Origin of the sequence: Rhizobium sp. R86522 (assembly GCF_042466255.1) — a bacterium.
Taxonomy (GTDB): domain Bacteria; phylum Pseudomonadota; class Alphaproteobacteria; order Rhizobiales; family Rhizobiaceae; genus Allorhizobium.
Genome location: NZ_JAXHBX010000001.1, coordinates 3,003,948 through 3,023,470, shown reverse-complemented (window position 1 = coordinate 3,023,470; position 19,523 = coordinate 3,003,948). Strand labels below are relative to the sequence as shown.

At 61.8% G+C, this 19,523-nt stretch carries 14 protein-coding genes; 11 read left to right on the top strand and 3 right to left on the bottom strand.

The features are described from left to right. Nucleotides 1-39: 39 nt before the first annotated feature. Nucleotides 40-2,553: a protein translocase subunit SecD gene (gene secD, locus SJY08_RS14690; RefSeq protein WP_377276561.1), complete on the top strand. Its 2,514-nt coding sequence runs from the start codon at nucleotides 40-42 to the stop codon at nucleotides 2,551-2,553. A gap of 38 nt (nucleotides 2,554-2,591) precedes the next feature. On the opposite strand, the gene SJY08_RS14685 is transcribed toward secD, so the two are convergent. Beyond that, nucleotides 2,592-2,852: a helix-turn-helix transcriptional regulator gene (locus tag SJY08_RS14685; protein WP_054150919.1), complete on the bottom strand. Its 261-nt coding sequence runs from the start codon at nucleotides 2,850-2,852 to the stop codon at nucleotides 2,592-2,594. Between the two features lie 113 nt (nucleotides 2,853-2,965). Here SJY08_RS14685 and SJY08_RS14680 point away from each other — a divergent pair, with 113 nt between their 5' ends. The 10 genes from SJY08_RS14680 (at nucleotide 2,966) to SJY08_RS14635 (ending at nucleotide 16,641) form a co-directional block, all read left to right on the top strand. Next, nucleotides 2,966-5,887: a monovalent cation/H+ antiporter subunit A gene (locus tag SJY08_RS14680; RefSeq protein WP_377278616.1), complete on the top strand. Its 2,922-nt coding sequence runs from the start codon at nucleotides 2,966-2,968 to the stop codon at nucleotides 5,885-5,887. Continuing rightward, nucleotides 5,887-6,225, top strand: coding sequence for a Na+/H+ antiporter subunit C (locus tag SJY08_RS14675; RefSeq protein WP_300890294.1), 339 nt, complete (start codon nucleotides 5,887-5,889; stop codon nucleotides 6,223-6,225). The genes SJY08_RS14680 and SJY08_RS14675 overlap by 1 nt, the downstream gene beginning before the upstream one ends. After that, the gene (locus SJY08_RS14670) at nucleotides 6,222-7,862 is read left to right on the top strand and encodes a monovalent cation/H+ antiporter subunit D (RefSeq protein WP_377276559.1); all 1,641 of its coding nucleotides are present in this window, start codon (nucleotides 6,222-6,224) and stop codon (nucleotides 7,860-7,862) included. Before SJY08_RS14675 ends, SJY08_RS14670 begins: the two co-directional genes overlap by 4 nt. After that, a complete protein-coding gene (locus SJY08_RS14665; protein WP_377276557.1) occupies nucleotides 7,859-8,335 on the top strand; it encodes a Na+/H+ antiporter subunit E in 477 nt (158 codons plus the stop codon). Before SJY08_RS14670 ends, SJY08_RS14665 begins: the two co-directional genes overlap by 4 nt. Beyond that, nucleotides 8,332-8,613, top strand: coding sequence for a K+/H+ antiporter subunit F (locus SJY08_RS14660; RefSeq protein WP_054150750.1), 282 nt, complete (start codon nucleotides 8,332-8,334; stop codon nucleotides 8,611-8,613). The genes SJY08_RS14665 and SJY08_RS14660 overlap by 4 nt, the downstream gene beginning before the upstream one ends. After that, nucleotides 8,610-8,975: a monovalent cation/H(+) antiporter subunit G gene (mnhG, locus tag SJY08_RS14655; RefSeq protein ID WP_377276554.1), complete on the top strand. Its 366-nt coding sequence runs from the start codon at nucleotides 8,610-8,612 to the stop codon at nucleotides 8,973-8,975. The genes SJY08_RS14660 and mnhG overlap by 4 nt, the downstream gene beginning before the upstream one ends. A 161-nt stretch (nucleotides 8,976-9,136) precedes the next feature. Further along, nucleotides 9,137-11,911 carry an insulinase family protein gene (locus SJY08_RS14650; RefSeq protein ID WP_377276552.1) on the top strand — a complete coding sequence of 925 codons (2,775 nt, stop codon included), beginning with the start codon at nucleotides 9,137-9,139 and terminating at the stop codon, nucleotides 11,909-11,911. A gap of 82 nt (nucleotides 11,912-11,993) precedes the next feature. Further along, nucleotides 11,994-12,515, top strand: coding sequence for an RNA polymerase sigma factor (locus SJY08_RS14645; RefSeq protein ID WP_377276550.1), 522 nt, complete (start codon nucleotides 11,994-11,996; stop codon nucleotides 12,513-12,515). Between the two features lie 93 nt (nucleotides 12,516-12,608). After that, entirely contained in the window at nucleotides 12,609-13,604 is a 996-nt protein-coding gene (locus SJY08_RS14640; RefSeq protein ID WP_377276548.1) for a FecR family protein, read from the top strand. 121 nt (nucleotides 13,605-13,725) lie between these two features. Further along, entirely contained in the window at nucleotides 13,726-16,641 is a 2,916-nt protein-coding gene (locus SJY08_RS14635; RefSeq protein WP_377276546.1) for a hypothetical protein, read from the top strand. An 87-nt stretch (nucleotides 16,642-16,728) separates the two neighbouring features. Here SJY08_RS14635 and SJY08_RS14630 read toward each other — a convergent pair whose 3' ends face one another. Both SJY08_RS14630 and SJY08_RS14625 read right to left on the bottom strand, forming a co-directional pair. Then, the gene (locus SJY08_RS14630) at nucleotides 16,729-18,069 is read right to left on the bottom strand and encodes a sigma-54-dependent transcriptional regulator (RefSeq protein ID WP_377276544.1); all 1,341 of its coding nucleotides are present in this window, start codon (nucleotides 18,067-18,069) and stop codon (nucleotides 16,729-16,731) included. Nucleotide 18,070: 1 nt separating this feature from the next. Beyond that, entirely contained in the window at nucleotides 18,071-19,510 is a 1,440-nt protein-coding gene (locus SJY08_RS14625; protein ID WP_300890306.1) for a HAMP domain-containing sensor histidine kinase, read from the bottom strand. Nucleotides 19,511-19,523: the final 13 nt, after the last annotated feature.

Below are 19,523 nucleotides of genomic sequence, written 5' to 3'. Positions count from 1 at the left end.
TGCTCGTCAAGCAGCGGCCGCATAATGCTGGATTTTCAAATGAAGAACTCCATCGCCAAGGTGATGGGCTATATGCTCGTCATCGTGCTCGGCTTGCTCGTGGCTCTGCCAAACGTGCTCTCCGACGCAACCCTGTCCCGCTTTCCTTCCTTCATGCCCCACGAGCGCGTCTCTCTCGGTCTCGATCTGCGCGGCGGATCCCATCTCGTTCTGGAGGTGGATCGTCCTGCCATGGTCGATGAATGGCTTCAGAGCCTCACCCAGGAAGCGCGTACCGCCTTGCTCGAAGCCCGGATCCAGACGCGCGGCATCCGCCGTGACGGCGATGCCCTTGCTGCCGCGCTGGCCGACCCCGCCCAGCTTGCTGCGGCAAGACAGGCGCTTTCGGTGCTCAACAACCCTGCCATCACAGTGACCGGAAACGGCCTGCCGGAGCTCGACGTCTCCACAAGCGGCGGCGACACGGTGCGCATGGCGCCAACCGAACAGGGTATCACGGCGCGCCTCGGCCATGCCGTCGACCAGAGCCTCGAAGTCATCCGCCAGCGTGTCGATCAGGTCGGCGTGGCCGAACCCACCATCCAGCGTGTCGGTGGCGACCGTGTTCTCGTCCAGCTTCCGGGAGAGCAGGATCCGTCACGGCTGCGGGCGCTTCTCGGCACGACCGCGAAGATGAGCTTTCATCTGCTCGGCGAGCCGGGTGCTGCAGGCGTCGAGACGCTGAGGGATGACGAAGGTCGCAGCTATCCGGTGCAGGCAACGGTGCTGCTGGCCGGTGACAGGCTTACCGATGCGCGCGTCCAATTCGACCAGCAGGGCGGCCAGCCGGTGGTGTCATTCCGCTTCGATGGCGTCGGCGCGGAACGCTTTGCCCGCATCACGAGCGACAATGTCGGCCGTCCCTTCGCCATCGTGCTCGACGACAAGGTCCTGAGCGCGCCGGTCATCCGTGAGCCGATCACAGGTGGAGCGGGACAGATCTCCGGGGACTTTTCGGTCGATGAGGCCAATACGCTCGCGGCACTCTTGCGCGCCGGTGCGCTCCCCGCCAAGCTCACCGTCATCGAGGAGCGCACCGTCGGCGCCGACCTCGGTGGCGACGCGATCGAAATGGGCATCGTATCGGGTCTTGCCGGTTTCGGCCTGGTCGTTGCCTTCATCGTCGCGCTCTACGGCGCCTGGGGCCTGCTGGCCGTGCTCGCTCTGACCCTGAACGTCATCCTCACCTTTGCAGGGCTGACTATCGTGGGGGCGACGCTCACCTTGCCCGGTATCGCCGGGATCGTGCTCGGCATCGGTCTTGCGGTCGACGCGAACGTCTTGATCAACGAACGCATCCGCGAGGAGGCGACCAAGGGGCGAGGGGCCTTCGCGGCCATCGACCAGGGCTTCGCCAAGGCCTATTCGACGATCATCGACAGCAATGTCACGGCCCTGATCGCAACCGTGCTCCTGTTCTGGTTCGGCTCGGGTCCGGTGCGCGGCTTTGCCGTCACCATGGGCCTCGGCATCGCAATCTCGATGTTCACCGCCGTCTCGGTCGTCCGTGTCGCCATGGTTGCCATCGCTCGCCGCTGGAAACTCAAGACGATCACGATCAAGCCGCTGTTGCCGTTCAAGCTGATCAAGGACGGCACCAGGATCGACTTCATGAAGGCGCGCCTGTTCGGTATCGGTGTTTCGGCATTCCTGTCGATCTCGTCGATCATCCTGTTCATCACGCCCGGTCTCAACTATGGCGTCGATTTCAAGGGCGGCATCCAGCTCGAACTCTTGACGAACGGGCCCGCCGATCTTGGCCATCTCCGCTCTGGAATCGAGGGATTGAACCTCGGTGAAGTCGCCTTGCAGGAGTTCGGTGACAGCAATCACGTCATGCTGCGCCTCGAGCGGCAGCCGGGGGGAGAGCAGGCCCAGACGGATGCGGTCACAAAGGTCCGCGAGGCGATCCAGGCGATCGACACCTCGGCCAGGATCGAGCGGACCGAGGTGGTTGGTCCCAAAGTCAGCGGCGAATTGGCAGCGGCAGGACTGACGTCGGTCATCCTCGCGTCGCTGGCGATGCTCGTCTACATCTGGGTGCGTTTCGACTGGCCGTTCGCCGTTGGTGCGATCGCGACCCTGATCCTCGACGTGACCAAGACGATCGGCTTTTTCGCTCTCACAGGGCTCGACTTCAATCTGACGGCGATCGCGGCATTGCTGACGTTGGTCGGCTACTCCGTCAACGACAAGGTGGTGGTCTATGACCGAATGCGTGAGAACATGCGTCTCTACAAGGCAATGCCGTTCCGAGACCTGATCAATCTGTCAATCAACGAGACGCTGGCCCGAAGCCTCTACACCTCCGCCACAGCCTTCCTCGCCATGCTGCCTATGGCAGTCTGGGGTGGCAGTGCGGTCGAGAGCTTTGCCGTGCCGATGGTCTTCGGGATCTTTATCGCGGCGTCGTCTTCGGTGTTCATTGCCGCGCCGATCCTGCTCTTCCTCGGGGACTGGCGAAACCGCAGAAAGATCCGCAATCGGGAGCCGCTGCAGGAACAGCCCGCGTGATAAAAGCGCGAGGCGGGCACGTTTCGAGCCCGCCTCAACTAGCCTTCCCGCGGAGAAGAGCAGAAGATGCCCGGAAAACCATTGTCGTTGGTGAAGCGCAGACCTGCCTTCTCGAAGGCCAGTTTGAGCTGCGCCTCGGTCGATCGGTGCGCACCATGGCGCTGGCCTTCGTAGTCGCGGATGGTGCTGCGGGAGACAAGCGACTGCAACGCCAGTTCCTCCTGCGTCCAGTCCAGATACCCACGGGCCGCACGACAGAGAGCAGGTGAAAAAACAGTGTCCTGAGCGGATTGAACCATGTTCATAACTAACCATATAAGTGGATATTGACCATTTAGGGTGACTGCAGCGGGTTTTCCAGTCTGCGCTTTGTGTCACCCGAGCAGATTTCTTCGGGGGATATGGATTTGGGATAACGCTGGACGCTTCGAGTCTTTTGCTTCTGTTGCTGGTTCTTCCGTTCCTCGGCAGTCTTGGCTCGGCTTTCATCCTCAACACGACGTCCCGTGATCTTCCGGTCTTCGTTGCAGGGGCAACGACGCTCCTGACCCTGATCCTGACGGCTTCGGCCTACCCGTTCGTGATGCAGAACGGCGTTCTGCGGTTCACGGCCGAGTGGCTGCCGCAAGTCGGGCTAAATTTCTCCCTGCGGCTTGATGGCTTCGCCTGGATCTTCTCCATGCTGGTCACGTCGATCGGCTTTCTCGTCATCCTCTATGCCCGCTACTACATGGGCAAGGATGACCCCATCCCGCGCTTCTTCTCCTTCCTGCTGGCCTTCATGGGGGCGATGCTTGGCATCATCGTCTCGGGCAATGTCATCCTGCTCTCGATCTTCTGGGAACTGACCAGCATCTTCTCCTTCCTGCTGATCAGTTACTGGCACACGAATGCCGCAGCCCGCGACGGGGCGCGCATGGCACTGACGATCACCGGTATCGGCGGTTTCTGCCTGCTGATCGGCATGCTCCTCCTCGGCAAGATCGTCGGCAGCTACGATCTCGACAAGATCCTGGCTTCAGGCCAGCTGGTGCGCGAACATCCGCTCTATCTGCCGACGCTGATCTTCATCCTGCTCGGTGCCTTGACCAAGAGCGCCCAGTTCCCGTTCCATTTCTGGCTGCCCAATGCGATGGCAGCCCCGACGCCGGTCTCCGCCTTCCTGCATTCCGCGACCATGGTGAAGGCGGGTGTCTTCCTGCTGGTGCGCTTCTGGCCGGTGCTGTCAGGGACCTATGAATGGTTCATTCTCGTCGGCCTTGCAGGCATCTCGACCATGCTGCTTGGCGCCTTCCTGGCGATGTTCCAGCGTGATCTCAAGGGTTTGCTCGCCTATTCGACGATCAGCCATCTCGGCCTGATCACGACGCTCCTCAGCCTCGGAAGTCCGTTGTCGACGGTGGCGGCGATCTTCCACATGCTCAACCACGCAACCTTCAAGGCCTCCCTCTTCATGGCGGCCGGGATCATCGATCACGAGACGGGCACGCGTGACATGCAGCGGCTGAGCGGCCTCTATCGCTTCATGCCGGCAACGGCCACGCTCGCCATGGTCGCCAGCGCCGCCATGGCGGGCGTGCCCCTTCTCAATGGCTTCCTGTCGAAGGAAATGTTCTTTGCCGAAGCTGTCGAGACCCACGCGGATTCCTGGCTCGATGTGATCCTGCCCTATGTCGCAACGCTGGCTGGCCTCTTCAGCGTCGTCTACTCGCTTCGCTTCATCCACACGGTCTTCTTCGGCCCGCTGCCGAAGGACTTGCCCATAAAGACCCCGCATGAGCCGCCGCGCTGGATGCGCGTTCCCATCGAGATCCTCGTGGTGGTCTGCCTCATCGTCGGCATCGTGCCCGCGATTTCCATCGGCCCGTTCCTGCAGACGGCCGTTGAGAGTGTGCTGGGTGACCAGACCCCGGAATACAGCCTCAGCGTCTGGCACGGCATTAACGTGCCGCTGCTCATGAGCCTGATCGCCCTTCTCGGCGGCATCGGTCTCTATGTGGTGATGCGGGACTACCTGTCACGTTGCGAGGATGGGCCGCCCTATCTCCGTCGACTGCGTAGCCAGCGCCTTTTCGAACGGGTCCTGGTTACCGTCTCTTGGCGCTGGGCGCGTCTCGCGGAAAGCCGTCTCGGCACCCGCAATCTGCAGCCGCAGCTCCGCTGGATCGTGGTCAGCGGCTTCGTCGCTGCAGCCCTGCCACTCTATTTCTCGGGTTTCGAACGCAGGCCGATCGTCTTTTCCGCCATCGATCCGGCTTTTGGCCTTCTCTGGCTGGTCGGCATGGCGCTCGCCATCGGCGCCGCGGTTTCTGCCAAGTACCATCGTCTGGCAGCCCTCATCATGCTCGGCGGGGTGGGGCTGATCGTCTGCATGACCTTCGTCTGGCTATCCGCGCCTGACCTTGCGATCACCCAGTTGCTGGTGGAGATCGTCACAACGGTCCTGATCCTTCTCGGCTTGCGCTGGTTGCCGAAGCGCAGCCCCGACCGAGGCGAGGTCATGACCCTGAAAAGCCGGTTCCGGCGTTTCCGCGATCTTTCACTGGCGATCGCCTGCGGCATTGGCATGTCGGTCGTTGCCTTCACGGTGATGACCATGCCGGTGCCGGATGCGATTGCCACCTACTTCCTTGAGAACGCCTATACGGAAGGCGGCGGACGCAATGTCGTCAACGTCATCCTCGTTGACTTCCGCGCCTTCGACACCTTCGGTGAAATCGCCGTCCTCGGCATCGTCGGCCTGACCGTCTATGGCCTGCTGCGCCGTTTCCGTCCGGCTGATGACAGCATGGAACTGCCGGAACAGCAGGTACGCCAAAACCGCTTCGATGCAGACCAGCCGGAACGGTCGCCGGGCGACATGATGCGCGACTATCTGCTCGTGCCTTCGGTGCTGATGCAGTGGCTCTTTCCGGTCATCATCACGCTTTCCGTCTATCTCTTCATGCGCGGTCACGACATGCCCGGTGGCGGCTTCTCGGCCGGCCTCACCCTGTCGATCGCCTTCCTGCTGCAATATCTGGCGGGCGGCACGCGCTGGGCGGAAGATCGCATCCGCATCCTGCCGTTGCGCTGGATGGGAGCCGGCATCCTCACTGCATCGGCAACGGGGATCGGGGCATGGCTCCTCGGTTATCCCTTCCTTACCTCGCATTTCCGCTATCTGGAAATCCCCCTGATCGGCAAGGTGCCGGCGGCCTCCGCGCTTCTCTTTGATCTCGGGGTCTTTTCGCTGGTGGTCGGCGCGACCGTGCTGATCCTGACGGCGCTTGCCCACCAGTCGATCCGCATCAACCGCCTGAGGGCACTTGAAGCCAAGGGGGAGAAGCGCTGATGGAACTCATCCTGTCGCTCGCCATCGGACTGATGACCACCTGTGGTGTCTGGCTCATCCTGCGTCCGCGGACCTATCAGGTGATCATTGGACTGTCGCTGCTGTCCTACGCAGTGAACCTCTTCATCTTCGGCGTTGGTGGGGTGAAGAGCAACATGCCGCCTATCCTGGAGGACGGCGTGGTGTCGACGACGCTGAGCGACCCCGTGCCCCAGGCCCTGGTGCTGACCGCCATCGTCATCGGCTTTGCCACCACGGCTCTCTTCCTTGTCGTGCTGCTCGCCGCTCGCGGACTGACCGGCAACGACCATGTCGACGGGAGGAACGAGAAGCCGTGATCGACTGGAGCCACCATCTCATCGTCACGCCGATCCTCTTGCCGATGATGACGGCAGCGATCCTACTGTTCATCGACGAACGCAACAGGACGACCAAGGCGCTGGTCAGCCTGACGGCGACGGTTCTGCTGCTCGCGAACGCCCTCGTTCTCTTCATTGTCGAGAGCGGACCGAACAGTTTCGAAAACGTCTATCTGCTCGGAAATTGGGCGGCCCCCTTCGGCGTCGTGCTCGTCATTGACGGGCTTTCGGCGATGATGCTGTTGTTGACCGCTGTCCTCGCCATCGCCGCACTGGTCTTCTCCATGGCCAAGTGGCACGCCGTCGGAGCCCATTTCCACACCCTGTTCCAGCTTCTGCTGGTTGGCGTCAACGGCGCGCTGCTGACCGGGGACCTCTTCAATCTCTTCGTCTTCTTCGAAGTCATGCTGGCCGCCTCCTATGGGTTGCTGTTGCACGGCACGGGCACGCTGCGCGTCAAGTCCGGGCTCCACTACATCGCCGTCAACCTTGTCGCAGCGCTCTTCTTCCTGATCGGGGTCAGCCTTGTCTATGGAACCGCCGGCACGCTGAACATGGCCGACCTTGCCCTGCGCATGCCGGACATGGAGCCGGATCGCCTGATCCTGATGGAGGCTGGTGCTGCAGTGCTCGGCGTCGCCTTCCTGATCAAGGTTGGCATGTGGCCGCTCTGCTTCTGGCTGCCGTCCGCTTACAGTGCCGCTTCCGCCCCGGTGGCGGGCATGTTCGCGATCCTCAGCAAGGTCGGCATCTACGTCATCCTGCGCCTGACCATGCTGCTGTTCGGTGATGGTCCATCGGCAGGTTTCGGGGCGGAGGTCCTGCTGCTCGGCGGCATGGCGACGCTCGTCTTCGGAACCATCGGCGTCCTTGCATCCCAGGCCCTGGGGCGTCTCGCCGGCTATTCGGTCCTCGTCTCCTCCGGCACGCTTTTGATGGTGCTCGGCATCAATGACGGTGTCGTCTCCTCCGGTGCCCTGCTTTATCTCGTGAGTTCCACCCTGACGATCAGCGCCTTTTTCATGCTGATCGAACTGGTGGAGCGCGGACAGGATGCGGGCGCCAACGTCCTTGCCGTCACCATGGAGGCCTATGGCGACGGCGAGGAGGCGGACATGGAGGACGGCGAGGGCACGACCATGCCCGGCACCATGGCGATCCTCGGTATCTGCTTTGCCGCCTGCGGCATCCTGCTTGCCGGTCTGCCGCCGCTGTCGGGTTTCATCGCCAAGTTCGCCATGCTGTCCGCCATGATGGGCACGGGCTCGATCGGGACGACGCCCGATCTTGCCGTCTGGACCCTGATCGTGCTGGTCATTCTCTCAGGCGTCGCGGCCCTGATCTCCATGACCCGTGCGGGCATACGCACCTTCTGGGGATCGATCGAAGGGGCTGTGCCGCGGGTACTCGTGGTCGAACTCGTTCCCGTGATGCTGTTGCTCTCGCTCACGCTCGGCCTGACCGTGAAGGCAGGACCGGCGATGACCTATATGGACACGACGATCCGGACACTCTCCAACCCGTCCGCCTATGTGGATGCTGTGCGCAATGCCCATGTGGTGAAGGATCAAAGCTCTTCTGAAACGACAGCAGGTGAGGGAGGGAGCGCGCCATGATCCCTCATCCGCTTCTCAGCCTGGCGCTGCTACTGATGTGGCTGCTGCTCAATGACTTTACCCTCGGACATCTGGTCCTTGGTTCTGTCGTGGCGATCTTCGGCGGTTGGGCCATAGCATCGCTCAGACCCGACAAGCCGAAGATAAAGAAGTGGTATCTGCTGCTCAAGCTCTTGCTGATCGTCTTCGTCGACATCATCCGCTCGAATGCTGCCGTCGCCCTGCTGATGCTCAGCGGCAAGCGTCGGAAACAGACATCGGGCTTCATCACGGTCCCGCTCGAAATCGAGCATCCGACCGCCCTTGCCATCATGGCCGTCATCCTGACCAGCACGCCGGGCTCGGCTTGGCTTGCCTATGACGAGCGCCGGAAGACCGTCCTGATCCACGTTCTCGACCTGATCGACGAGGAGCAGTGGGTCGCTAACATCAAGCATCGCTACGAACGCCTGTTGCTGGAGATTATCGAATGAGCGCCATCATTCTTTTCACCGCCGTCTCGATTGCCAAGGTGCTGCTCGGGCTCGCGCTGATCATCGCGGCCGTACGCATCTTCATCGGCCCACGTGCCCAGGACCGCATCCTCGCCCTCGATGCATGTTATGTGATCGCCATGCTGATGCTCGTTACCTTCGGGATCGGCAGTGGCCGCACGGTCTATTTCGAGGCGGCCCTGGTGATCAGCCTGTTGGGTTTCGTGGCAACCGTGGCGCTGGCCAAATTCCTCATGCGCGGTGAGGTAATCGAATGACCGTGCCAGTCGCCGATCTTCCGCTCTGGGTCGTCATCGGCGTTTCCGTGCTGCTTCTGCTCGGCTCGGGCCTGACGCTGCTCGGTGCCATCGGGCTTTTGCGCCTGCCAACCTTCTATCAGCGGATCCACGCGCCAACCCTCGGCACGAGTTGGGGCACGGGCGCAATCATGCTGGCCTCGATCCTCTACTTCTCAGTCGTCGGCTCGCGCGCCGTCCTGCACGAGATCCTCATCGGTGTCTTCGTCACGCTGACGACCCCGGTCACCCTTATCCTGCTTGCAAGGGCAGCGCTGCACCGCGACCGCACCGAAGGCAACCCGTCCGTTCCTTCGGCCAATCCGCCGCAAGATCAGCCCTGACCCTTGTGGAGAGGGGCGGGCTCCGCTGTTTCCATTGAATGCCCCCTTGGGAAGCTCCGAACACAGCACTTGTGATCAATTGTTATAGTTGATAGTTCCATTCATCTTTTGGAGGCGGTCGCGTCTTGCGACGATCCGATCCCCCTTGTTTGGAACTTCACATGCGCCTGATCTTCATTGCGGTCCTCTCGCTGTTTTGCCTTTCTGGCCCTTCGGCCGCACAAGACCCCGGTTGGGACCCGCGCATTGCGACCGGGACGCTCGACAACGGCCTGCGCTACTTCCTCCATGACAGCGGCAAGGAGACGGACCCCTTCAATATCCGCCTGATCGTGCATGCCGGTTCGGTGGACGAGCCGGTGCCGAGCGGCATTGCCCATATCCTGGAACATATGGTTTTCCAGAGGAACGAGGCTCGTGGACGCTCCATGCACGAGGAGATCGAGGCGCTCGGCTGGCGAACCGGCGTCGAGATTAATGCGGTGACGCGGGAGGCCGAGACACAGTTCATGTTGCGCACCCGCCCTGATGATGTGCTTGATCTTGCGGGATCGCTGCAGTTCATGGCCGATCTGGTGATGAAGCCGGCACTGGAGGCTGAGGACTGGGAGAAGGAGCGCTTCGTCATCCTCGAGGAACTGCGCCAGACGGTAAGCGTCGCCGACCGGGTGAGCCGCCTGAAGAAGGCCGCCCTGCGCACGGGGTCGCGTTACGTCGACCGGCCGACAATCGGCACCCATGCCGGCATATCGCGCACCTCGATCGAGGAGATCCGCAGCTTTTATGACAGCTTCTATCGCGCCTCCAACATGACGCTGATCGTCTCCGGCCGCATTGACAAGGAAGCAGCACGTGATGCCCTTGAGAGGGCTTTCGGTCCTGCACCGAGGCTGCCCGCACCGGAGCGCGACTACCGTATTTTGCCCCTGAAGCAGGGTCTCAACGTCAACCTGGTGCAGGACGAGCAGGGCTCGAGCTCGCAGGTAACCTATGCCCTGCGGCTGCCCATGCCGAACCGGCTGACGGATTCGGGACAGATCGCCTATCTGCAGCAGTATTTCCTGACGCGGTTGATCCGCGACGCCGTGCAGGCGGAGGCACCGCATCATGCGACGGTCACTGACAGCCTCGGCTTTGCGGCGCAGGAAACGACCGAGGAGCGGCTGATCCTCGCGTTCAACGCCCGCACCGACAACCACGCAGCAGCTATACCTGTGCTGATGGAAACACTCGAACGGCTGCGGCGTGACGGTGTGGCGCGCGACGGGTTTGAAAGCCTGATGATGCGCGCCCGCGCCATCAACGAGAACAACAGAAAAGCAGCCGAGAACCGAACCTATGCGGAATGGGAGGACCGGATCGCCTCTGCGGTTCTGACCGGCTCGGTCGTCGATGATCCCGCAACCCGCACGACCCGCACGGCCGCTCTCCTCAATCGCATCACGTTCGAGGGTCTCAATAAGCGCCTGCGGGAGATGCTGGCAGCCGAGGATCAGGTCCTGTTCTACCAGGTGCCGGGCGGCGTTTCGGTGACGCTGCCGACGGTTGCCACCGTGGAAGCGGAACGCGCGCGCTGGGCGGCCATGGCTGACCTTCCGCCACGTCAGCCACGGACACCAGAACCTGAGATTGCGACCGCCGCACCCGTATGGCCAGCCGATCGACAGGTGGCCAGATCGGGCCGCATCTCCGCTGAGCGCCGCTCCGGAAATCCCGATGTCATCGAATGGACGCTGTCAAACGGGGACGTGGTGGTCTGGCTGGTGCGGGATACGCCGGATGGCAAGGTTTATCTCTCGGGCCAATCGCGCCCGGGATACCTCAACAGCCTTTTTCCAAGCTCGGCCTCCCAGGCGGCGGTCCAGCTTTTTGATCAGAGTGGCTTCACCTTCTGGAGCCAGTCCGAACACGATCTCTGGGCAAAGGAGCAGACGCAGCAGTGGAGCATCGCGCTCAAGGAAAGCAATCTCGACGCTGGCATCGCTGCAGCCCCGGCCGATCTCCCGGCCCGCCTTGAGACCTATGCCGCAAATATTGCTTTCGGCGGCGTAAGGCCGGAAGCCGTCGAGGCCCTGCATGCGCAGATGAACGACCAACGGCCGGATGAGGTTGCCGCACAGCGCACCAAACTGCTTTACGGCGAAGCAGGTGCGGTCGATACGTTGCAGGACCTGAGGCAGGTGGATGCGGAAGAGTTGAGCCACATCGCCCGCACCCACTTTCAACAAACGGTGACCTGGTATGCCGTCGGCCCCGAGCCCGGCTCTGAGATCCGCGACAGCTTCGCCTCCGTGATCGGCGCCGTCCCGCGTGCGGCCTCGATGAAGACGCAGGTTGCCCTGCAAAGGGCCGGGCGGCATGCGGCACAGGTCGAAGTCTTCTCCGGCGATCGCGCACGTGTCGAGATTTCCTTCTTCGCCGGGCTCGACTGGACGCCGGAGGCAAGCTTCGTCATCTCAACGCTGACGCCGATTGCCCAGCAGAACCTGAAGAAGGAACTGCGCAATGTTCTCGGTGGGATCTACAGCCTCGAATTCGAGCTTGAGGCCGATCCCGACCAGGACCGTGTTCTCGGCACGCTCGCCTTTTACTGCGCGCCGGAACGCACGGAGGAACTGACGCAAGCCGCATTTGCCGTACTCGATCGCATGCCGGAGATTGCCAGACAGGCGGATGTGGAGAAGTTCCGCTCGGACATCGCCTTTGCTGAAGGAAGTCGTCTGACCGATCCCAACACCTGGCTGCGCCGCCTTGCTCTCAGCCATCGCCGCTATGGCGATGCCGGATATTTGCGGCGCATGCAAGGGCTTGGCGAGCGGGTCACGGCGCAAAGGCTTGTCGCTCATGCGACGCATATATTCCGCACTGAAAATATCGCCGTCCTGACCAAGCTGCCGCTTGGCGCGGTCGCCAGGCCGGAACGCGAGGTCGAATGACGGAGATGCCGGCCCTGGCGGAGCAATTGCGCGCTTGGCTGAGGCTGGCGTCGTCGCTCGTGTCCTTCGGCAAGGGATCATCATGACCGGCGATACGCAGAGGCTGGACGACGCGTTTCTCGGCATGCGGCAGTCGCTCTACCGGGCGATCCTGCGGATCGTGCGCGATGCGGCCGAGGCCGAGGAGTTGACGCACGACGCCTATCTGAGAGCGCGTCGGGCGCTCGACCAAGGCACGCCTGGCAATATCGAGGCCTTTCTCTGGCAGATCGCTCGCAATCTCGCCCTCGATCATCTTCGCCGGCGCAAGGTGCGCGCCCTGCATGAGGAGCGGGAATTCCAGGCGGCCGATACCGTCGTTGTCGCCGATCCCCAGCCGAGCATCGAAGATCAGGCCATCCAGCGCGACCTGGTCAAGGCCTTCAATCGTGCGCTGCTGACGCTTCCACCGCGCGCCCGTTCGGCCTGGTGCCTCAACCGGCTGAAAGGCCTTGCCTATCCCGAGATCGCCAGAAGGCTGGGTGTGTCGCCAAACACCGTGTTCAACGACATGAAGATGGCCATGGCCGTCCTCATGGAAATCCGGGAGAAGATGGAGCGATGAGCCGCGTGCACGGGCGCGAATCTGCAATTTTTGGGAGGAGAACTGATTTGAAACGTCATCTATTAACATGCACCATTTCAGCGGAAGACCGTCATGCACGCAGTGACTGACAATGAGGATCAAGCGCGCTATCGGCATCCGGACCCGATAATAGACCAGGCGCTCGAATGGGTGTTGAAGCGTCAGGCGGGGGAGGTCGATCAGGATGCGCTCGATGCCTGGCTGGCCGAAGGTGCGGACAGGGGCGCAGCTTTGGCGCGGGTGCTCGCGCTCTATGAATGTCCCGCATTGACCGTGGCTTCCGCCCAGACGGCGACGGCATCGCTGCTGCCGGTCGAGGCCATCAGACACTCGCCGGCTATCACCCGGCGCTGTCCGCGTCTGTCGCTCGCGCTCGCAGCCTCGATCACCGCCGCCATCGTCGTGCCGCTGCATGGAAGCGACTGGCTCCTCGGTTTGCAGGCCGACTATCGGACCGCTGCCGGCGAGATCGTCGCGGTCGATCTGCCCGACGGCTCCCGCATGCAGATGAACAGCCAGACGGCAGTCCGCCTCGATTTCGAAGATGGCAGGCGGGCCGTGCGGCTTCTCGAGGGTGAGGCCTATTTTGAGGTGGCGCATGACGCTGCCCGGCCGTTCAGCGTGACAGGGGCCTATGGCACCGTGACGGTGACGGGCACGGCTTTTGATGTGGCGCGCGGTGATGCAGAAGACGTCGTGCATCTGGAAAGCGGTCGCGTCGTCTTGACCCGCGATGGCGAGCAATCGAGCCCGGTTGCCATGACGCCAGGCCAGACGGCGGCCGTCGATCGCACACGGATCGCATTCCTTCCTCAGGGAGACGATGAAAGCCGGCTTGCCTGGCGCGAAGGCTGGATCCAGCTTTCCGCCATTCCCTTGCGTGACGCCCTCGTCGAGATCGGACGCCATACGGATCTCACCATCGTCACTCTGCCGGCCGCCGCCCTTGAAACCCCCGTCAGCGGCAGCTTCCGCATTGCCGAGGCAGATGTTGCACTCGACAGCGTCGCCACCGCCGCAGGGGCGCGAATCGAGCGATTGCCGGGCGGAATCTTATTCATTCGCTAAAGTCTCAAGTTTTTTTGTGAGACCGGCCGGGCTGACACGTCATCCCCATCAGAGCCGACGCGCATGATGCGCGGCGGCGGGGTGACAACAGGGTTACAAGGGCTTCCGGCCCGGGATCAAGATGGCAGAGCGTAAAGTATCGGTCGGCAAGCGCAGGCTTGCCATGTTCATGGTGTCCACGGCACTGGTTTCGGCTTCGGCCGGTGTATTTGAGGTTCGAGCGCAGGATGCCGGGACAAGTCCGACGACGAACGGTCCCCGGGCGATCTCGATCCCTGCGCAGCCGATCGATGCGGCCCTCAGGGCCTTCACGCGTCAGACGGGCTGGCAGGTCGGCTATGCCGCAGCCCTCGTGTCTGGCCGGACCTCAGCGGCCGTCGCCGGCGAAACCGATCCGCTGGTTGCACTGCGCGCCCTCACCGCCGGTGCCGGCATCGAGATCCGCGTGACAGGTGCCCGCACCGCATCGCTGGTTGCCGAAGGCACGATCGACGAAGCCGCGGCTGCCGGCACGACCGTTCTTGAGGAAATAACGGTGTCGTCCTCCGGCGGCGGCGTGAAACTCGGAACCGAGAGCGCAGGCGATACCGGCACCACCGTGATGGATTCAACCCAGGTCGGAATTCGCACGAGCAGCGGGGATGCCAACAGCTTCCTGCGCGGTCTGCCCAATGTGCAGTACCAGAACGATACCAACGAGAATGCCGGCGTTGAAAGCCAGGCACTCCTCAACACCAAGCCACAGGAAGTCTCGATCTCAGGCGGGCGAACCTATGAGAACAATTTCATCCTGAACGGCATCGGCATCAACACGATCACGGGGACCGAGGAGCCTTACGACACCGGCAATCGCGGTGAACTGTCTGACGACGATACGGCCTACAATGCTGATCGCATTTATGGCTTGCATTCACAGACGGTGTTCGTGCCCACGGATTTTGTTGAATCCGCAACGGTCATCGACAGCAATGCGTCGGCCCGTTACGGCGCCTTCCAGGGCGGCGTTGTTGAGTACGAACTGATGCAGCCAGCAACCGACAGGCTGAGAGCATTGGCCTCGGTGGAATACGAGAGTGATGACCTCGTCAAATACAATCTCGCGACAGAGGATGGTCTCAATCCGAATGCCATAGGTGAGCCGGAATTCTACAAGAAGAAGAAGGCTTTCTCGGTCACCGGTCCGATCACGGACAATATCGCTGTCATCGGCCAGTACAGCGTGACGGATGCCTGGACCAACAAGGCGAAGAACTACATCTACGGCGACGAGCTCATGCAGTCCGAATCCAAGAACGAGTTCTACCGGTTCCAGGCCAATGCGGAGACGGATCTCGGCCTGTTCAAGCTGGAAGGCATTCACACTGACTACTATCAGGATTTCGAGTCAGACGATTACCGGGTCCTTGAGATTGATACTGCGACCCGGACCTATGCAGGCAAGCTGGAGAACTTGTACGAGTTCGAGGATTTTTCGCTCGGTGGCGAAACGCTTTCGAACGTTTCTCTGACCAGCAAGATCACGGCATCGAAATCCGACGCGCTCAACCTCGGTGGCGATAACACGATCCGCAACTGGATCTCGACCTACTGGCGCACCATTTCGGGGACAAGAACCAAGGTCTTCGAATCGAGCATGCTCGACTGGTGCCGCGTCGATCCGACCTCGACCACCACCACATCTTGCCGAGAAGGCGGAATGGGCAAGGAGCGCGGTCAGGGGCAGGAAAGCTACACCTGGTCCCAGGCTCTGGCCGGCGATATCGGGAATGGTACTTTCCGGACCGGCTACGAGTTCGGCTACACTGAGGCTCACCGATGGCGGGCAGAAGACTATGTCAGCTACACCTACAACGTCGCTCAAGCCTATACGGCCTTGAGGGCTGCGAACATATCGACCTTTACCTGCAACACGACGGAAGAGTGCTACGGCGAACAGTTTGCGTATAGCAAGACGGTCCACAAGGCGTACGATATCCATGCGCAGATCATGCAGGCAAACGCCTATCTGGAGCTCGACCAGACCTTCGACTGGCTGAACCTCCGCCCCGGCATCCGTTTCGACTATGACGACTATCAGGGCAACCTGAACATATCTCCGCGCCTGGTTGCGACGGTAACGCCGATGGAGGATTTCAGCATTTCCGGTGGTTTCAACCGGTATTACGACGCTGCCAATCTTTCTTACGCAATTCGGAACCAGCAACCACGCGTCACGACCTACTCAAGGCAGCCGAGCTCCACAGGTGCCGTCGGGGATTTCGCAACGACGCCGACGCAAACCTATTACACCCTTGATGCTGCGGATCTGAAGACGCCTTATACGGACGAGTTCACTGCCGCGATCAACTTTACCGATCCTTTCACCGAGGGTGAATGGCGCTTTCGTTATCTGCATCGTAGTTCTCGTGATCAGTATTCCTCGCGGACGCCCACAAATACGTCCTATGTGCTGACCAACAATGCCAAAGGCTCGTATGACTCCTTGACGGCCGAATATGCGAAGGAACTGCCGATAGCCACGTGGAACCCGGCGGACAACTCGCTTCTTGCAGCCTCGATCACTTGGGCAGACAAAAATGTCTCAGCCGACAGCTACTTCGTCGACGAAGACGATCTGGAAAAACGGATTTCATACAAGGGAACATCCTACACGCAGGCTGGATTCAACGCCGTCACCGGCAACATGGACATTCCGCTGCGCGCCCAGGTCGGTCTCTCCGGCAGTTTCTTCGACGAGCGGCTGACGCTTGGTCTCGCTGCCAACTACAACTTCGCATATGATGGCGTCGAAGACACCGACGACAACGAGAGCATTGATGGAGTGCTGCATGACATCTGGGATGACAAGGCTTTCGCTGCCGTGCTGACCGTCGATTTGAGCGGCTCTTACAAGTTCGCATCCGTGGACGACCATGGAATGACCCTGAACTTCAAGGTCGTCAATCTCTTCAACGAGCTTGGCAACGCAAAGTCATCCAACGGCAATCCCTGGGTCATCGGCCGCACTCTCTGGGTCGGCGCCTCTGCAGAGTTTTAGGCCGCCCTCGGCGCATAGGACACTGCCGCTGCCACGCAGCGGCAGTGTGTCTCCGACCGCCAGGGAGCCTGACCAAGGCTAGACGCCTCAGTTGTCGTCGGGGCTGATGTTCAGGCGTCGCATCTTTTCCCACAATGTCGTTCGCGACACCCCAAGCGCTTCGGCAGCCTCCTTGGGCGATCCATTGGCGCGAGCCAGTGCCGCCTTGATGTGAGCCCGCTCGGCGGCGTCGCGTACGTCGGCGAGTGTGGCATTCGTGTCTGGAACGACGCCTGACTTGGTATCCGTCAGGGCTAGTCCCTCGGGGAAAAGTTCAGCCTCGGACAGGACACGGCCGTCACCCATGGCAACGGCGCGGTCGACACGGTTGATCAGTTCGCGGATGTTTCCGGGCCAGCGGTGGCGCTTGGTCGCTTCATGTGCTGCCGCGTCAACGACGATGCTGCCGTGCCCAAGCCTTGATGCTGCGGCAGATGCGAAGCTCTCAAGCAGTGACGACAGCTCTTCATGTCTTTCTCTGAGCGGCGGCAGCTTGCAGGCGATGACATTGATGCGAAACCAGAGATCCTCGCGGAACTGGCCCTCGGCCACCATGGCGCCGAGTTCCTTGTTGGTGGCGCAGACGAGACGTGCTCCGAATTTGCGTGTCTCGCTTCCCCCCAGCCGTCGGAATTCCCGCGTTTCCAGAATGCGCAGCAACTTCACCTGCAGCACGGGCGACAGATCGCCGATCTCGTCCAGAAACAGCGTGCCTTCGTCTGCCTCCTCGAAAAAGCCGCGATGCATGCCCGAAGCGCCGGTAAAGGAGCCGCGCTCATGGCCGAAGAGCAGCGAGTCCGCGAGCTCTGCAGGCAATGCGCCGCAGTTGACCGGGACAAACGGCAGGTTCTTGCGCGGGCCGGCCTCATGGACATAGCGGGCCGCGACCTCCTTGCCGGTTCCCGTCTCGCCGAGGACGAGGACCGGCAGATCGATTTCGGCTGCCCGCAAAAGTGTCGCGCCGATCCTGCGCATCGCGCTGCTGCCGGAAAATGCCGCCCCAACCTGTGGGCCGCTGCTCCTGCGGCGGCTGATACCCTGCAAGGTCTCGACAAGCTGATCGAGATCGAAAGGTTTGCTGACGTAATCGACCGCGCCGTCCCGCACCAGGCGAACGGCCTGATCTATGTCGCCATAGGCCGTCATGAAAATGACCGGGACCAATCCGAAGCGTTCGAAATGCCGGCGCATGATGGTCTCGCCGTCGCCATCCGGCAGCCGGATATCCGAGAGGATGATGTCGGGTGCCCCAGCCTTGAGCGCTGCATTGGCTTCTGCCGCCGACCGCGCCCATCTGACGGTGAAGCCTTCCAGGGTAAGTCTTTGTTGCAGCGACTGGCCAAGCGTCGCGTCGTCCTCGACCACCAGAATGCGACCTGCCGTCACCATGTCATGTCTCCGCTCCGCCCTGCAGCGCCGTCGCCAGCGTCAGCTGGACATTCGTTCCCGTGTTGTCGCTGCGGATCGACAAATCCGCTCCAATCCGCTCCACCAGGGAGGCGACGATCCAGATCCCGATGCTGCGCTCCACGGGGATGTCGTTGACACGGCCCGAGATCATGGCGGCGACGATCTCGGGCGGCATCCCCGGTCCCTCGTCGGCGACGCTGAGCACAACCGTCTGGGCATCCTTGCGGGTGAGGGAAACGGTGACGGTGGATCCTGGCGGTGATGCGCGAACGGCATTCAGCATCAGATTGATCAGAATTTGTCGGAGCGCATCGACATCCACCCGGAACTCAGTCGGCTCCTCGAACATCCAGGCAAGCCCGACGCCGGCTCGTCCCGCTTCCGGAGCGATCAAGATCTCGAGGTCGCGAATATCCTGGGCCGTGATCATTCTGGATCCGGAGCGCCGGCGATAGGTGGAGAGCGTGACGTCGACCACCCGGCCGATGCTGTCGAGCCCGTTCTCCAGAAATGTCAGCGTTTCCTTCCGCACATCCTCGCGGTCGCCAAAGCGCTTCAGCGTGGAGATGCCGTTCTTCAGCCCGGCCAGCGGATTGCGCACCTCGTGCGCGATGCTGGCTGCCATGCGCGCGAGAAGACCGTCGCGTTCCTGCTGCGCCATTTGTTCGAGGATGGTGACCCTCTGGGCTTCCGATTGCTCGCGCATCGCCAGAGCCGCTTCCAGCTGGCGCAATTCGTTGCCGCGCCGCCAGTCGGCCCCGTTTGTCGAGGAACCCTCCGGATCGGCCAGCCGGTCGATAAACTGATCGAGTGGCTTGAGCGAACGCCGTGTTACGACATAAGCCGCAGCCGCAGCGATGATGGCCACCAGGATGTCGATCCCGATTGCCGCATTGGACGCGGCATCCGTGGCCGCCTCAAGCGGCTGCGTGTCAAAGGTCGCGGCGAGATAGAGGCGCCCCTCGGCCATTCCGTAGCTGCGTGCAACCAGAAGAACGGATCTGTCTGGAACCAGTCGCGGACTGACGTCGCCAGGGCTGTTGGCTTGCGCCTCGTTCAAAGCCTGATCGAGCAGGTCTCCATCGCTTTCGGCCAGCGCCACCGTGATCGTTTCGCCCGACGTGTCGGTCCAGCGTGCCGCGATGCTTTCTTCGAGAAGCGCGGTGCGAAACTCAAGCGACGCCGCCAGGGTCCGCTGCACGGATTGCCGGGCATCGGCCTCTCTGATCTCGGCAGCAATATTGCCGGCGACGGCATCGAGGAAGACCAGCGCCTGATCGCGCAGGCCCGTCTCGTTGCTCGACCGCAGAGCCATGATGCCGATCTGGGTCGTGCCGACTGCCACCAGGAACATCGCGACTGCCACGAAGAGTGGCAGTGCGACGGAGAGAGGCAGTTTGGGACGCGAAAGTGAGGACATGCAGATTGATTAG

What these genes read in the sequence shown, in the direction of transcription:
- secD (WP_377276561.1), top strand. Translation starts at nt 40, where the DNA reads ATGAAGAACTCCATCGCCAAGGTGATGGGCTATATGCTCGTCATCGTG.
- SJY08_RS14685 (WP_054150919.1), bottom strand. Translation starts at nt 2,852, where the DNA reads ATGGTTCAATCCGCTCAGGACACTGTTTTTTCACCTGCTCTCTGTCGT.
- SJY08_RS14675 (WP_300890294.1), top strand. Translation starts at nt 5,887, where the DNA reads ATGGAACTCATCCTGTCGCTCGCCATCGGACTGATGACCACCTGTGGT.
- SJY08_RS14665 (WP_377276557.1), top strand. Translation starts at nt 7,859, where the DNA reads ATGATCCCTCATCCGCTTCTCAGCCTGGCGCTGCTACTGATGTGGCTG.
- SJY08_RS14660 (WP_054150750.1), top strand. Translation starts at nt 8,332, where the DNA reads ATGAGCGCCATCATTCTTTTCACCGCCGTCTCGATTGCCAAGGTGCTG.
- mnhG (WP_377276554.1), top strand. Translation starts at nt 8,610, where the DNA reads ATGACCGTGCCAGTCGCCGATCTTCCGCTCTGGGTCGTCATCGGCGTT.
- SJY08_RS14650 (WP_377276552.1), top strand. Translation starts at nt 9,137, where the DNA reads ATGCGCCTGATCTTCATTGCGGTCCTCTCGCTGTTTTGCCTTTCTGGC.
- SJY08_RS14645 (WP_377276550.1), top strand. Translation starts at nt 11,994, where the DNA reads ATGACCGGCGATACGCAGAGGCTGGACGACGCGTTTCTCGGCATGCGG.
- SJY08_RS14640 (WP_377276548.1), top strand. Translation starts at nt 12,609, where the DNA reads ATGCACGCAGTGACTGACAATGAGGATCAAGCGCGCTATCGGCATCCG.
- SJY08_RS14635 (WP_377276546.1), top strand. Translation starts at nt 13,726, where the DNA reads ATGGCAGAGCGTAAAGTATCGGTCGGCAAGCGCAGGCTTGCCATGTTC.
- SJY08_RS14630 (WP_377276544.1), bottom strand. Translation starts at nt 18,069, where the DNA reads ATGGTGACGGCAGGTCGCATTCTGGTGGTCGAGGACGACGCGACGCTT.
- SJY08_RS14625 (WP_300890306.1), bottom strand. Translation starts at nt 19,510, where the DNA reads ATGTCCTCACTTTCGCGTCCCAAACTGCCTCTCTCCGTCGCACTGCCA.